The following is a 13160-nucleotide window of genomic DNA, read 5'->3' on the forward strand; positions in this document are numbered from 1 at the left end:
GTGACGCTCCACGGATATCCCGGCATGTCGGCCTTTAGGTTACAGCTTGGCTGTCAGACGCCGCGACCAGCTTATCGACCTTGGCGAGGAAAAAGCGCTCACTCCACAGATCAACCGATTTAAGATCGGCAGGACGCAGGAAGCGCTCGACATCGTTTGCCGCTTCCTTCCACTCGATCCGAGTGATTGCGCCAGAAAGCGCAGCCTTCAACCATGACATGTCGACGTGTAGCGACCCGTCACCGGCCCATGGCCCTGCCTGAACCAGCGCGTTTTGTAAGAGGACGAAATTGGGCTCGAGCCCGCGCGAAACATACCAGGAGAAGTCGAACCAGTCGCGACCTTTGAGGAAGCCCCGGCATAGCAGGGCATGAATCTTCAGCGCGAAATTGGATGCCAGATCCTGATGGCGCACCTCATAGTCGGCTGGAAAATCAAGATAGGTGGTCGCCTCGGCCGATCCTGCGGGCGGGTTCACATCAATTTCCAGCTTGATCTTGATCGCCTTGCGATGGCCGGTGCCTGCGAATGACAGGTCGAGCTGGCTGGCGATGGAATCGTCCTTGAGCAGCGCCTGGCGAATGGCCGTATCCATGCGCGGCTTGGGCTGCGCTTCCAACGTCAGCCCGAACTGGCCGAACACCTCGGTCATCGCCTCGAGGTAAGGGGACCAGTCGAAGTCCATGTTCGGCACGCGCAGGAGAAAGTCCAAGTCCTCGGAAAAGCGTGGCAGGCTGTGTAAAATGCGCAGGCTGGTGCCGCCCTGGAACAGGGCGCAATCGAAGAAATCGGCGCGCCACAGCGCGTATAGCGCAATCTCCTGGAGGATCTCCTTGAGCGCGTTTTCCTCTTCAAGCGCATTGGTGGCGCCATAGCGTCCGAGCTTTTCCTTGATGATGTCAATCATGCAGCGATCCCCTGCCTTGAGCCCGTTTTGCCGTCACAACCACATTTTCAAGCTCGGAAAGGAAGGCGTTGACTGCCTTGTGCTTGTAGACCGACTTCACTGCGGCAAAGTCCGTTTCCTTCAACGCCAGAAGCGCGTCGTTATCGATCCGCATGCCACTGGTCAGCCAATCGAGGCCAGACCATTCCACCTTGCGCAGGGCGACAAGATCCATAAGCGCGCGCAGCGGCCTGGCGACAAAGGCGGTGAGCTTGTCGAAGGTCACGCGCTCGACGCCGCTAAGGAAGCGATAATCGGCAATGGCCAGCGGATGATATTTGAAGGAGCCGAATTCGGTGGCCTGGATCTCCAGCGTTTTACGCCCCGGCGTCACGCTGGCAGTGACAAGCACGGCTTCAGGAATCCAGCCATGGTAAGCCAGCGCGCTTTCAAAGGAAATATAGCTTCCGGGAAGCAAAGCCTGCGCCACCGCGAAGGGATGCACAGGAGCGCTTCGATGCGCCTTGGCAAGCGTATAAACCCCGCGCTTCAGGCGAATGAGTGACCCGTCCTTGAGGGCGCGATTGACGAGGCCATAACGCCGGGCATCGCCTCCTCCCAGCAGGTCGCTGAGCTGGCGTTCATTGAAGACCCGATCGCGAAGCGCGCTTGCGGATACCTGTTGCGCTAGGCTGGACATAAAATTCTCAATACTTCCTAATAGTGAAAGTTTCAAGAATTTCTTCATCTCTGCCTTTGCGGACCGTTCGCGCTGCAATTGACTGCCTCAGGCGTGCGTCGGCGGCGCACAGGCCATCGTCAAAGCGTTTCGAACTACGCCCCTCCCTGTTTTTCTATCCCCCACTGCTACGACGCTAAATCCTTGTTGAATTAGCCCCTTTTCTGCGTCTCTTACTCGTCCCCGTTGAGCCGGACGGTCCTGTCCCGCTCCTGTAGCGGGGTATCCGATGGGCGCTGAGCCAGTCCGAATTGAAGCACGTTCACGCGGCGCACGCATGCTGCGCACGGCGATGGGCGTATCGATCGCGACCTGGCTGGCTGACCCGCAGGTCATCGAGATCATGCTCAATCCGGACGGACGCCTCTGGGTCGACCGATTGGGCATCGGACTGTCCGACAGCGGTAAACGCCTGACCGCAGCCGATGGTGAGCGCATCATCCGATTGGTTGCCCATCATGTGGGTGCCGAAGTTCACGGCGATGCACCGCGCGTGTCAGCGGAGCTGCCGGAAAGCGGAGAACGGTTCGAAGGTCTCCTGCCACCCGTGGTGGCGGCTCCCACCTTTGCCATCCGCAAGCCCGCCGTCGCGGTGTTCCTGCTCGAGGACTATGTCAGCGCAGGAATCATGGGCGTAGCTGAAGCCGACAGGCTTCGTTCGGGCGTTGCAGAGCGGCTGAACATCCTTGTCGCCGGGGGCACTGGCACCGGCAAAACGACGCTCACGAACGCCCTGCTCGCCGAGGTCGCCAAGACCACCGACCGGGTGGTTCTCATCGAAGATACCCGCGAGCTCCAATGCCGCGCCCCAAACCTTGTGGCGATGCGGACCAAGGATGGCGTTGCCTCGCTATCCGATTTGGTCCGCTCGAGCCTGCGCCTTCGCCCAGACCGGATTCCGATTGGCGAAGTGCGCGGCGCCGAGGCGCTTGACCTCCTCAAGGCCTGGGGCACCGGCCACCCTGGCGGGATCGGAACGATCCATGCTGGCAGTGCGATCGGTGCGCTCCGGCGGATGGAGCAACTGATCCAGGAAGCGGTCGTCACCGTTCCGCGCGCGCTGATTGCCGAGACCATCAACCTCGTCGCCGTACTGGTGCGCGATGGCACCGGGCGGCGCCTTGCCGAACTGGCCCGCGTCGACGGGCTCGACGCGGTCACCGGCGACTATCGCCTGATTCCCGCCACCCAAACCCAAGGAGACTCCCTATGATCCATGCCCTCCGGCGCGGCACCAATCGCGTTGCGCTCGCTGCTACCGCTGCCTTCGTGATGGTGGCCACTGCCACTCCGGCGCATGCCGGCGGTTCGTCGATGCCGTGGGAAGCTCCGCTGCAGTCGATCCTCGAGAGCATCGAGGGGCCGGTCGCCAAGATCGTTGCGGTGATCATCATCATCGTCACCGGCCTCAGCCTTGCCTTTGGGGACACGTCGGGCGGCTTTCGTCGGCTGATCCAGATCGTGTTCGGCCTCTCCATCGCCTTTGCCGCATCGAGCTTCTTCCTGAGCTTCTTCAGCTTCGGCGGCGGAGCGCTGATCTGATGACATCAGCCGACGACATCCCCGGCTTCTATGCCCCGGTCCACCGCGCACTGGCCGAGCCGATCCTGCTCGGCGGTGCGCCGCGCGCACTCGCCATCGTCAACGGCACGCTGGCGGGCGCGATTGGCCTCGGCTTGCGGCTCTGGCTCGCGGGCCTAGCCATCTGGGCAATCGGCCATATGCTTTCGGTCTGGGCTGCACGCCGCGATCCGCAGTTTGTCGATGTCGCGCGCCGCCATCTCAAATATCCGACCTGGGTGCGGCCATGATGTCGCTACAGGAATATCGGACCAAATCTGCCAGTCTCGCAGACTTCCTCCCCTGGGTCGCACTGGTGGGGCCGGGCGTGGTGCTCAACAAGGACGGGTCGTTCCAGCGGACAGCGCGCTTTCGCGGTCCCGATCTCGACAGTGCCACGCCCGCCGAACTCGTGGCCGTTACCTCCCGGCTCAATAATGCCCTGCGGCGGTTGGGCTCGGGATGGGCGGTTTTCGTCGAAGCGCAGCGCACGGCGGCGCAAGCCTATCCGCAATCCCGCTTTCCCGATCCTGTGTCGGCACTGGTCGACAGGGAACGCCGCGAACAGTTTCGTGAGGAAGGCGCGCATTTCGAAAGCGGCTATTATCTGACTCTGCTGTGGATGCCGCCGCCCGAGGAAGCGGCGCGCGCCGAAGGTTGGCTCTACGAAGGCAAGGCGTCGACCGGGGTCGATCCCAAGGAACTCGTCAAGTCCTTCGCCGATCGAACCGACCGCGTGCTGCATCTGGTTGAGGGATTTATGCCCGAGGCAGCGTGGCTCGATGACGCCGCCACGTTGACCTATCTCCACAGCACGGTATCGACCAGGACGCAGCGCGTTCGCGTGCCCGAAACGCCGGTCTATCTCGACGCGCTGCTGGCCGATGAGCCGCTGACCGGCGGTCTCGAACCCATGCTCGGCGCCCATCATTTGCGCACGCTCACCATCACCGGTTTTCCGACGGCGACCTTTCCCGGGCTGCTTGATGAGCTCAACCGGCAAGCCTTCCCGTACCGCTGGTCAACGCGGGCAATCATGCTCGACAAGACCGATGCCACCAAGTTGCTCTCGAAAATTCGGCGGCAATGGTTCGCCAAGCGCAAATCGGTTGCTGCCATCCTCAAGGAGGTGATGACCAACGAGCAGTCGGTGCTGATGGATTCGGACGCCTCGAACAAGGCGGCTGATGCCGACATGGCGCTGCAGGAACTCGGCGCGGATCATGCTGGCATTGCTTATGTCACTGCGACGGTCACGGTCTGGGACCGCGACCCGGCGCTGGCGGCGGAGAAGCTGAGGCTGGTCGAAAAGGTCATCCAGGGCCGCGACTTCACCTGCACGATCGAAGGCATGAATGCGCTCGAGGCATGGCTCGGATCGCTCCCCGGCCATGTCTACGCCAATGTCCGGCAGCCGCCCATTTCCACTCTCAATCTCGCCCACCTGATCCCCCTGTCAGCGGTATGGGCGGGAGCGGAACGGGACGAGCATTTCGGTGACGCCCCCTTGCTTTACGGCAAGACCGAAGGCTCGACCCCGTTCCGCCTTTCTCTTCATGTCGGCGATGTCGGACACAGCCTCATCGTTGGCCCGACAGGGGCAGGCAAATCCGTGCTGCTGGCGCTGATGGCGCTGCAGTTCCGGCGCTACAAAGGCAGCCAGATCTTCGCCTTCGATTTTGGTGGATCGATCCGTGCTGCCGCGCTCGGCATGGGCGGCGACTGGCAGGATCTCGGCGGCGCGCTGCATGCCGAGGAAGGCGACAGCGCTGCCGTCGCCCTGCACCCTCTTGCTCGGATCGACAACGCCGGCGAACGCGCCTGGGCCGCCGAATGGCTGGCGGCGATGCTGGCCGGCGAAGGGATGGTGATTGACCCTGCTGCCAAAGAGTATCTCTGGTCGGCCCTGACATCGCTTGCGTCCGCTCCGCCTGCAGAACGCACACTCACCGGCGTCGCGGTCCTCCTGCAATCCCAGGAATTGAAACAGGCACTCGCCCCGTATCTCATTGGCGGTCCATGGGGACGGCTGCTTGATGCCGAACAGGAACGTCTGGGCGAGGCGTCTGTGCAGGCTTTCGAAACCGAAGGTCTGATCGGCGCATCATCGGCCGCTGCTGTGCTCGCCTATCTGTTCCACCGAATCGAGGGGCGGCTCGACGGCTCGCCGACCATGATCATCATCGATGAAGGCTGGCTCGTGCTCGACAGCCCGGCCTTCGCCGCGCAGCTGCGCGAATGGCTGAAGACGCTGCGCAAGAAGAATGCGAGCGTCATCTTCGCGACCCAGAGCCTTGCCGACATCGAGACGTCGGCCATCGCGCCTGCCATCATCGAAAGCTGCCCGACGCGCATCTTTCTGCCGAATGAGCGCGCGGCCGAACCGCAGATCGCACGGGTCTATGAGCGGTTCGGCCTCAATGATCGCCAGATCGAAATCCTGAGCCGGGCTACCCCGAAACGCGATTATTATTGTCAATCGCGGCGCGGCAACCGGTTGTTCGAGCTGGGACTCGGCGATGTCGCACTCGCCTTCAGCGCCGCCTCTTCCAAAACCGACCAGATCCGCATCGCCGAGCTTGTCGCAGCCCATGGCCGCGAAGGCTTTGCAGCGGCCTGGCTCCAGAACCGCAGCCTCGAATGGGCGGCCGAGCTGCTTCCTCCCCCGTCGCCCGCCCTAACGGACAAGGAAAACCTCCCATGAAAATACTCGTCCTCCGCCGCGCTCTCATGGCGACGGCTATCGCCACTTCGCTGGTATCAGGCACCATGATCGCCGCGCCAGCGCAGGCCCAGTTTGGCGGGATCGTTTATGACCCCAGCAACTATGCGCAGAACGTGCTGACCGCCGCCAGGACGCTGCAGCAGATCAACAATCAGATCCAGCAGATCCAGAACCAGGCGACCAGCCTCATCAACGAGGCCCGCAATCTTGCCAGTCTGCCGGTCTCGACGATCCAGACGCTTCAGCAACAGGTCGACCAGACCCGCCAGTTGCTGAACCAGGCCCAGCGCATCGCCTATGACGTGACCGACGTGCAGCAGGTGTTCAACGGCCGTTACAAGGGGGCGGCACTGACCGGCGGGCAGGCCCAGATGGTCGCTAACGCCAATGCGCGATGGCAGGACAGCGTCGGCGCCTTCGAAGACGCCATGAAGGTGCAGGCCGGGATCGTCGGCAATCTGGGTGCGACCCGCAGCTCGATCACGACACTGGTCGGCGCCAGCCAGTCAGCGACCGGGGCTCTGCAGGCGGCACAGGCCGGCAATCAGCTACTGGCTTTGCAAACCCAGCAACTGGCCGATCTGACCGCCGCCATTGCGGCGCAGGGCCGCGCGCAATCGATCGAGGCCGCGCGCAATGCCGCGACCGAGGCCGAGGGCCGCGAGCGTTTCCGCCGCTTCCGGACCCGGAACTGACATGAGCCGGTCGGTCAAGCTGGCGGCAGCCGCCGCTTTTGGCGGATTGCTGATCGCGGTCGCGGTTGTTTCGGCAACGCGGCCGCCGGCTCGGCACGACACGACGACCTATGTCGCGGACGAGACAGGATCTCCGAACCCTCACGCCGCAGAACTCAAGCGCTGCAGCACGATCACCATGCCGGAATCGGGATGCGATGCGGTCTGGGAAGCTGAGCGCCGCCGATTTTTCCATGGAAGGGACCGGCAGCCATGAATGATACCGGCGTCATCGACCAGTTTCTGACGGTCTTCGCCCAGTATATCGACAGCGGCTTCGGCCTGCTCGGCGGTGAGGTCGGCTTCCTGTCGACCACTCTCATCGTGATTGACGTGACGATCGCAGCCTTGTTCTGGGCCTGGGGCACCGATGAAGATGTGCTGCAGCGCCTGATAAAGAAGACGCTCTACATCGGCACTTTCGCCTTCATCATCGGCAACTTCTCCAATCTCGCTGGCATTATGCTCCAGAGCTTTGCCGGGCTTGGCCTGCAGGCCAGTGGCAGCGGGATGGCCATCGGCGATTTCATGCGCCCCGGCGTTGTCGCCGCAACCGGTCTTGATGCCGGGCAACCGCTGCTCGACGCCACCGCCGATCTTGTCGGGCCGGTGGGTCTGTTCACCAATTTTGTGCAGATCCTGATCCTGCTGATCTCCTGGCTGATCGTCGTCATCGCCTTCTTCGTGCTGGCGATCCAGGTCTTCGTCACCATCATCGAGTTCAAGCTGGTGACCCTCGCCGGCTTTGTGCTGCTGCCGTTCGCCTTTTTCGGGCGCACCGCCTTCATGGCCGAGCGCGTCCTTGGCCACATCATTTCCTCCGGCATCAAAGTGCTCGTGCTTGCCGTCATCACCGGCATTGGCACGACCCTCTTCACGCAATTCATCAACGCCGGGATCGGGGTTGAGCCAGACATCCAGCAAGTCATGGCGATTGCGCTCGCAGCGCTGACTTTGCTCGGCCTTGGTATCTTTGGTCCTAGCATCGCCAACGGCATTGTGTCGGGCGGACCGCAGCTTGGCGCAGGCGCAGCGGCAGGCACTTCGATCGCTGCTGGCGCGACGATTGCGGGCGGTATCGCAGGTGCCAAGCTCGCGGCCGGTGCCGCCGGTTCTGCCATAGCGGGCACGGCCACAGGCGGTGCCCGCGCGGCAGGCGGCGCGTCGGGTGCCTATGCAGCCGGAGCCGCTGGCAAAACCGGACGGGCTGCGGCTGCCTCGGGTCTCGCCAATGTCGCAAAATCAGCCGCAAGCAGCGCGGCGTCACCACTTCGCCCGGCCGCAGAAAGCCTCAAAGCGAACTATGCCGCTGGCAAGGCCGGGACGCCCGCCAATGCGGCAGCGACCGGCGCCGCCGATGGCCCTCCTGCATGGGCCACCGCGATGAAGCGGCGTCAGGCGATGACGCAGAGTGCCAACATGGCCTCGCATACCCTCAAGGGCGGCGACAGCCACGGCGGCGGCTCTGGCCCCGACATCTCCGACAAAAGCTGAAACTTCCGAAAAGGATCCGACATGTTTCGACGCCCTTCCATCCGCTACGGGACCAGTCCCGAACCCGTCACACCCTATCAACGTGCCGCGCAGGTCTGGGATGACCGCATCGGTTCGGCCCGCGTGCAGGCGAAAAACTGGCGGCTCGCCTTCTTCGGTTGCCTTGCGCTTTCGGGAGGGCTGGCAGGCGGTCTCGTCTGGCAATCGGCGCGCGGCACGATCACGCCCTGGGTGGTCGAGGTCGACAAGCTTGGCCAGGTACAGGCCATCGCGCCTGCCGATGTCGATTATCGCCCGACCGACCCGCAGATGGCGTTCCACCTTGCTCGCTTCATCGAACAGGTGCGCGCCATTCCCGCCGATCCGATCGTGCTGCGGCAAGACTGGCTCAGGGCTTACGACTTCACCACCGACCGCGGCGCGCAGGCGCTCAATGACTATGCGCGCAACAACGATCCCTTTGCCCAAGTCGGCAAAGTGCAGGTCGCGGTCGATGTGTCGAGCGTCGTTCGTGCGTCGAACGACAGCTTCCGCGTTGGATGGACTGAGCGGCGTTACCAGGATGGCGCACTTCTCGAGACTTCGCGGTGGTCAGCGATCCTGACCACCGTCGTGCAGCCACCACGCACCCCCGATGCCCTGCGCAAGAATCCGCTCGGCCTGTTCATCAACGCCATCAACTGGTCAAAGGAGCTTAGCCAATGATCCGCCCGACGCGCGCCCTGCGCACATCGATTATGCTCTCAGCGGTAACGCTGATCTGCATACCTGCCCAAGCCATGGCGCGCGAACAGCGCGCTCAGCCACATGCAATTCCTGCTACATCGGCGCAGACCATTGAACCCGCCGACCCGCGCACCCGTGTTGGTAGAGCCAACGCCGCAGCGCGCGTGGAACCGGAGCGCACCAGCTATTTCAATGCCATCCAGCAATATGCCTACACCGATGGAGCCCTGTTCCAGATTTACACCGCACCGGGGCAGATTACCGACATCATGCTGCAGGAAGGCGAAGAACTCGTTGGACCGGGGCCGGTCGCATCGGGCGATACTGTCCGCTGGATCATCGGCGACACGGTAAGCGGTGCCGGAGCAGCGCGCCGCGTTCACATCCTCGTCAAGCCGACGCGGGCCGACATCCGCACCAACCTCATCATCAATACCAATCGGCGCACCTATCATCTTGAACTGAGCGCCACGAACTCGACCTATATGGCCGCGGTCTCCTGGACCTATCCGCAGGACGCCTTGATCGCTCTGCGTACTGCCGAGGCCGAGCGTGAACGCACGGCTCCGGTGGCGGCAGGCATCGATTTCTCAAGCCTGAATTTTCGCTACCGCATCGGAGGCGATCATCCCGGATGGCGACCTGTACGCGTGTTCGATGATGGCCGGCAGGTTTTCATCGAGTTTCCGGGTGACATTGCCAGCGGCGATATGCCGCCGCTGTTCGTGATCGGCGCGGACCAGGCAGCTGAGCTGGTGAACTACCGTGTGCAAGGCCGGTATATGGTTGTCGACCGGCTCTTTGAGCGTGCGGAATTGCGGCTTGGCGCAGGCAACAGCGCCAAGCAGGTTCGCATTGAGCGTGAACGCGCACGCCGCCGGAGCCGCTCATGAACACGCGACCGCAGGATGATGGCGTGCGACCGGTCTCCAACCGGATTGTTGAGGCTGAAGTCGAGACTGACGTTGAAACAGACGTTGAGGTCGATGCCGAAGGCGACGAGCCTGATGACGAGCGCCCGGTTGCACCGGCCAACCCCGACGGGTTTCGCCTTGGCGGGGAACCGCCGCGCGTCATGCGCTTGTCGCGCAAGGCATTGGCAATCCTTGGCGTCATCGCCAGCGTCGGGATTGGCGGTTCGCTGATCTACGCACTTCAGCCCAAGAACCACGCGCCAGCCGAGAATCTCTACGACACGAACAGCCGCAATCGCGCGGACTCGGTCAACGGTGCGCCTGCCAACTACGGCGACGTGCCAAAATTAGGTCCTGCACTGCCCGGTGATCTCGGCGGCCCGATCGTTGCCGCGCAGCAGCGCGGGCAAAATGTCCCGATCCCGCCCATTGGCACCGCCCCGGCCGCAGGACAGCCCGATCCGCGGATTGCCGCCGCCGAGCAAGCGCGTGAGCGCGCGGCGCAGGAGCGTGACAGCGCCCGGACCAGTCGCCTGTTTCTTGCCGGAGAGACCGGAGCGACCGACAGTCGGTCTGCAACCGCAGTAGGGCCAGCGCCATCAGCGTCGATACCAGGTGGCGATCCGTCTCAACCGTCTGCACCAACAGCCACGTCCAGTCGCCGCGCCTTTCTCGGTCAGCGGGGCAGTCGCAGCACGGAAAGCCCTGAGCGGATCATGCGCCTCGCATCGCCTTACGTTGTGCAGGCCGGCAGCGTGATACCGGCGGCGCTCATAACCGGCATCCGGTCCGATCTTCCAGGTCAGATAACAGCGCAGGTCACGCAGAATGTCTATGACAGCCCCACTGGTCGCATCCTTCTGATCCCCCAAGGCTCAAGGCTGATCGGTGAATATGACAGCGACGTAGCCGCCGGACAGAACCGCGTGCTGCTGGCGTGGGACCGCCTCATCCTTCCCGGAGGTCAATCGATCCTGCTTGATCGCCTGCCCGGCGCTGATGCTGCCGGTATGGCCGGCCTTGAAGACCAGACCAACTATCATTGGGGCAACATGCTCAAGGCCGCGCTCATTTCGACATTGCTGGGCGTTGGTACAGAGCTCATCTCGAACGGTGATAACGATCTCATTCGGGCGCTGCGTTTCGGCACGCAGGACACCGTAAGCCAGACTGGCAGGCAGGTCGTACAGCGGCAATTGAACGTTCCGCCGACCCTGACCGTGCGCCCCGGATTTTCGCTGCGCATCATCGTGACGCGCGATCTGGTGCTCGAACCTGTGCCTGCAGGAGGAACGCGATGACCCGTCTCAAACTGGCTGATCTGGCCGATGAAAAACCAGTGCGGCTGACCTTGGAGCTCTCTGCACGACTTCACCGCGATCTGGTAGCTTATGCGCTCGCGGTAAACGGCGGGGATGCCAAAGGTGCGCCGACCGCCGAGCGGCTCATTCCGCCCATGCTTGAGCGGTTTATCGCAACCGACCGGGCTTTTGCCAAAGCGCGCAAGACACCTCAGACGGGGTAACGCTCGTTGATCAGGGTGAAGAAGCGTTGCAGCGCCGGATTGTCATTGTCTTCGCGCCAGTAAACCGAAAATTCGAGGCGCGTCGTGCCGTTCTGATCGTGGATATCGCGGAAATGGAGATCCGGCCATGTCACGCCCTGCGAGGCTTCGGTTGCGATCGATATGAAACGACCGACCGACACAATGCTCAGCACGCTCTCGAGGCTGGTATTCTGCACGATGATGTTCGGCCGCCCGCCTTGTCCGGTCAGCCGAGCCGCAAGCAGATTGGCTAGAGTCGGACCAATGCCGCCGCCCGGCACCACGAACACTTCGCGGCGCAGATCACTCCAGTAGATCCGGTCGCTTTGAAGAAGCCGATGGCCCGACTGCAAGGTTACCATCAGCCTGTCAGACCAGACCGAACGCGCCAGAATGCCGCTCTCTTCCATCCCGGCCGGTGCCACCGCGACATCGATGGTCCGCGATTGCAAGGCATTCAGCAGCTTTTCGGGAGCGGCTTCCTCGCCATCGAACTGGACGTCAGGAAATCGGGTCAGATACTCGGAGAATGTCTGCTTCAGATTGCCTGCCATCAGTGACGAGCTGTAACCGACGGCAAGCCGTCCCTGCTCGCCATAGCTGACCGCCCGCGCGGTGGTTTGCAGATTGTCGATGTCAGTGATGATGCGCCGCGCAGACTCCAGAAAGACCTGGCCCATCTCGGTCGGCTCGGCTCCCCGCGTCGAACGCGTAAACAACTTGATGCCGAGTTTGTCCTCAAGTTGCGTAACCCGCAGGCTCAGCGTTGCCTGCTTCATGTTGAGCGCCGTGGCAGCACGGGAAAAGCTGCGGGTATCTGCGGTCAGAACGGCGTATCGGAGTTGCCGGACCTCGATCGTCATACTGCTATCGCTCCCCCATTCTCTTTCTTCCCGACATTGAGGCGCAATCGGACTGAAATCGCAATATAAATTCGCGATAATGGAATGAGGTCAGAGATCGATCCGTAAATTTACTTGCCCAGTCAGGCGGATGCCGGAATTTAACTTCAAATCTGTTTGATCTATTTTTGAGACAAATTTTAACGGCGGCGTGGTAAGGATTCAACATGTCGAATGAACCCCGTGCTCCACGTCTTGCTGTCCTCATCGACGCTGACAATGCCTCCTCCCGTATCGCTACCCGTCTGTTCGAAGAGATCGCCAAGATCGGTGAAGCCAGTGTGCGCCGGATTTATGGCGACTTCTCCGGAACCCGCCTCAAATCCTGGGCAGAGGTGCTTTCAACCCACGCAATCCGGGCGCAACAGAATTTCGCCTACACCACCGGCAAGAATGCGTCTGACATTGCGCTTGTGATCGACGCCATGGACCTGTTGCATACCGGGCGCTTCGATGCCTTCTGCCTGGTATCGTCTGACAGTGATTTCACAGGGCTTGCTGCCCGCATCCGCGAGCAAGGCATCGATGTCTATGGTTTCGGCGAGCAGAAAACCCCCGAGAGCTTCCGCCAGGCTTGCCGACGCTTCATCTACACGGAAAATCTTCTGCCGGAGGCTCCAACCTCTGAAGAGCCCGAACGCGCCGACCTGCGTCCCGCGACAGCCAAACAAGCCCCAAGCGCGGCCGCCCCGCTTATTCGCAAGGCCATCGCGCAGCTGGACGATGACGGTGGCTGGGTTCCCTTGGGGCGAGTTGGTCAGCGTCTCGCCGAACTTGCCTCGGATTTCGATCCTCGCACCTATGGTCAAGCCAAGCTCAGTGATCTCGTCGACAAGGCGGGCCCATTCGAATCGCGCCGCACTGAATCGGGCCACGTCCAAATTCGCTTGAAGGTGTCGGGCGGCAAATCAAAAGCTACGCCTCCCAGATAGCA

15 protein-coding genes are annotated in these 13160 nt (G+C 62.3%); 12 read left to right on the forward strand and 3 right to left on the reverse strand.

Going from position 1 to position 13160, the window contains the following annotated elements; genetic code table 11:
* Window positions 1-34: 34 nt before the first annotated feature.
* Both ACO06X_RS10775 and ACO06X_RS10780 read right to left on the reverse strand, forming a co-directional pair.
* Entirely contained in the window at window positions 35-907 is an 873-nt protein-coding gene (locus ACO06X_RS10775; RefSeq protein ID WP_421836297.1) for a nucleotidyl transferase AbiEii/AbiGii toxin family protein, read from the reverse strand.
* Window positions 900-1586 carry a type IV toxin-antitoxin system AbiEi family antitoxin domain-containing protein gene (locus ACO06X_RS10780; RefSeq protein ID WP_421836298.1) on the reverse strand — a complete coding sequence of 229 codons (687 nt, stop codon included), beginning with the start codon at window positions 1584-1586 and terminating at the stop codon, window positions 900-902. The genes ACO06X_RS10775 and ACO06X_RS10780 overlap by 8 nt, the downstream gene beginning before the upstream one ends.
* A 316-nt stretch (window positions 1587-1902) precedes the next feature.
* Between ACO06X_RS10780 and trbB the strand changes: the two genes are divergently transcribed.
* From trbB to ACO06X_RS10835, 11 genes are read left to right on the forward strand one after another with little or no spacing between them, the layout of a single operon-like run.
* A complete protein-coding gene (gene trbB / locus ACO06X_RS10785) occupies window positions 1903-2838 on the forward strand; it encodes a P-type conjugative transfer ATPase TrbB (RefSeq protein WP_421836299.1) in 936 nt (311 codons plus the stop codon).
* Complete coding sequence (locus ACO06X_RS10790) at window positions 2835-3167, forward strand: TrbC/VirB2 family protein (protein ID WP_104960090.1); 333 nt, start codon at window positions 2835-2837, stop codon at window positions 3165-3167. The genes trbB and ACO06X_RS10790 overlap by 4 nt, the downstream gene beginning before the upstream one ends.
* On the forward strand, window positions 3167-3436 hold the full coding sequence (locus ACO06X_RS10795; protein WP_421836300.1) for a VirB3 family type IV secretion system protein: 270 nt from the start codon (window positions 3167-3169) through the stop codon (window positions 3434-3436). Before ACO06X_RS10790 ends, ACO06X_RS10795 begins: the two co-directional genes overlap by 1 nt.
* The gene (gene trbE / locus ACO06X_RS10800) at window positions 3433-5889 is read left to right on the forward strand and encodes a conjugal transfer protein TrbE (RefSeq protein ID WP_421836301.1); all 2457 of its coding nucleotides are present in this window, start codon (window positions 3433-3435) and stop codon (window positions 5887-5889) included. Before ACO06X_RS10795 ends, trbE begins: the two co-directional genes overlap by 4 nt.
* Window positions 5886-6605 carry a P-type conjugative transfer protein TrbJ gene (gene trbJ / locus ACO06X_RS10805; protein WP_421836302.1) on the forward strand — a complete coding sequence of 240 codons (720 nt, stop codon included), beginning with the start codon at window positions 5886-5888 and terminating at the stop codon, window positions 6603-6605. Before trbE ends, trbJ begins: the two co-directional genes overlap by 4 nt.
* Before the next feature lies 1 nt (window position 6606).
* Window positions 6607-6861, forward strand: coding sequence for a putative entry exclusion protein TrbK-alt (trbK-alt, locus tag ACO06X_RS10810; RefSeq protein WP_019054735.1), 255 nt, complete (start codon window positions 6607-6609; stop codon window positions 6859-6861).
* Window positions 6858-8138, forward strand: a complete 1281-nt coding sequence (gene trbL, locus ACO06X_RS10815; protein WP_421836303.1) for a P-type conjugative transfer protein TrbL — start codon at window positions 6858-6860, stop codon at window positions 8136-8138. The genes trbK-alt and trbL overlap by 4 nt, the downstream gene beginning before the upstream one ends.
* A gap of 21 nt (window positions 8139-8159) precedes the next feature.
* The gene (trbF, locus tag ACO06X_RS10820; protein ID WP_421836304.1) at window positions 8160-8843 is read left to right on the forward strand and encodes a conjugal transfer protein TrbF; all 684 of its coding nucleotides are present in this window, start codon (window positions 8160-8162) and stop codon (window positions 8841-8843) included.
* Window positions 8840-9757: a P-type conjugative transfer protein TrbG gene (trbG, locus tag ACO06X_RS10825; protein ID WP_421836305.1), complete on the forward strand. Its 918-nt coding sequence runs from the start codon at window positions 8840-8842 to the stop codon at window positions 9755-9757. Before trbF ends, trbG begins: the two co-directional genes overlap by 4 nt.
* On the forward strand, window positions 9754-11079 hold the full coding sequence (locus ACO06X_RS10830; protein WP_421836306.1) for a TrbI/VirB10 family protein: 1326 nt from the start codon (window positions 9754-9756) through the stop codon (window positions 11077-11079). Before trbG ends, ACO06X_RS10830 begins: the two co-directional genes overlap by 4 nt.
* Window positions 11076-11303: a DUF2274 domain-containing protein gene (locus tag ACO06X_RS10835; protein ID WP_006964542.1), complete on the forward strand. Its 228-nt coding sequence runs from the start codon at window positions 11076-11078 to the stop codon at window positions 11301-11303. The genes ACO06X_RS10830 and ACO06X_RS10835 overlap by 4 nt, the downstream gene beginning before the upstream one ends.
* On the opposite strand, the gene ACO06X_RS10840 is transcribed toward ACO06X_RS10835, so the two are convergent.
* A complete protein-coding gene (locus tag ACO06X_RS10840) occupies window positions 11291-12187 on the reverse strand; it encodes a LysR family transcriptional regulator (protein WP_421836307.1) in 897 nt (298 codons plus the stop codon). The genes ACO06X_RS10835 and ACO06X_RS10840 overlap by 13 nt on opposite strands.
* A gap of 206 nt (window positions 12188-12393) precedes the next feature.
* Between ACO06X_RS10840 and ACO06X_RS10845 the strand changes: the two genes are divergently transcribed.
* On the forward strand, window positions 12394-13158 hold the full coding sequence (locus ACO06X_RS10845) for an NYN domain-containing protein (RefSeq protein ID WP_421836308.1): 765 nt from the start codon (window positions 12394-12396) through the stop codon (window positions 13156-13158).
* Window positions 13159-13160: the final 2 nt, after the last annotated feature.

The organism is Novosphingobium sp., assembly GCF_965229225.1.
Lineage (GTDB): Bacteria > Pseudomonadota > Alphaproteobacteria > Sphingomonadales > Sphingomonadaceae > Novosphingobium.

Bases quoted from the DNA above. Each gene is read 5' to 3' on its own strand.
- ACO06X_RS10775 (WP_421836297.1), bottom strand. From the start codon at position 907: ATGATTGACATCATCAAGGAAAAGCTCGGACGCTATGGCGCCACCAAT.
- ACO06X_RS10780 (WP_421836298.1), bottom strand. From the start codon at position 1,586: ATGTCCAGCCTAGCGCAACAGGTATCCGCAAGCGCGCTTCGCGATCGG.
- trbB (WP_421836299.1), top strand. From the start codon at position 1,903: ATGCTGCGCACGGCGATGGGCGTATCGATCGCGACCTGGCTGGCTGAC.
- ACO06X_RS10790 (WP_104960090.1), top strand. From the start codon at position 2,835: ATGATCCATGCCCTCCGGCGCGGCACCAATCGCGTTGCGCTCGCTGCT.
- ACO06X_RS10795 (WP_421836300.1), top strand. From the start codon at position 3,167: ATGACATCAGCCGACGACATCCCCGGCTTCTATGCCCCGGTCCACCGC.
- trbE (WP_421836301.1), top strand. From the start codon at position 3,433: ATGATGTCGCTACAGGAATATCGGACCAAATCTGCCAGTCTCGCAGAC.
- trbJ (WP_421836302.1), top strand. From the start codon at position 5,886: ATGAAAATACTCGTCCTCCGCCGCGCTCTCATGGCGACGGCTATCGCC.
- trbK-alt (WP_019054735.1), top strand. From the start codon at position 6,607: ATGAGCCGGTCGGTCAAGCTGGCGGCAGCCGCCGCTTTTGGCGGATTG.
- trbL (WP_421836303.1), top strand. From the start codon at position 6,858: ATGAATGATACCGGCGTCATCGACCAGTTTCTGACGGTCTTCGCCCAG.
- trbF (WP_421836304.1), top strand. From the start codon at position 8,160: ATGTTTCGACGCCCTTCCATCCGCTACGGGACCAGTCCCGAACCCGTC.
- trbG (WP_421836305.1), top strand. From the start codon at position 8,840: ATGATCCGCCCGACGCGCGCCCTGCGCACATCGATTATGCTCTCAGCG.
- ACO06X_RS10830 (WP_421836306.1), top strand. From the start codon at position 9,754: ATGAACACGCGACCGCAGGATGATGGCGTGCGACCGGTCTCCAACCGG.
- ACO06X_RS10835 (WP_006964542.1), top strand. From the start codon at position 11,076: ATGACCCGTCTCAAACTGGCTGATCTGGCCGATGAAAAACCAGTGCGG.
- ACO06X_RS10840 (WP_421836307.1), bottom strand. From the start codon at position 12,187: ATGACGATCGAGGTCCGGCAACTCCGATACGCCGTTCTGACCGCAGAT.
- ACO06X_RS10845 (WP_421836308.1), top strand. From the start codon at position 12,394: ATGTCGAATGAACCCCGTGCTCCACGTCTTGCTGTCCTCATCGACGCT.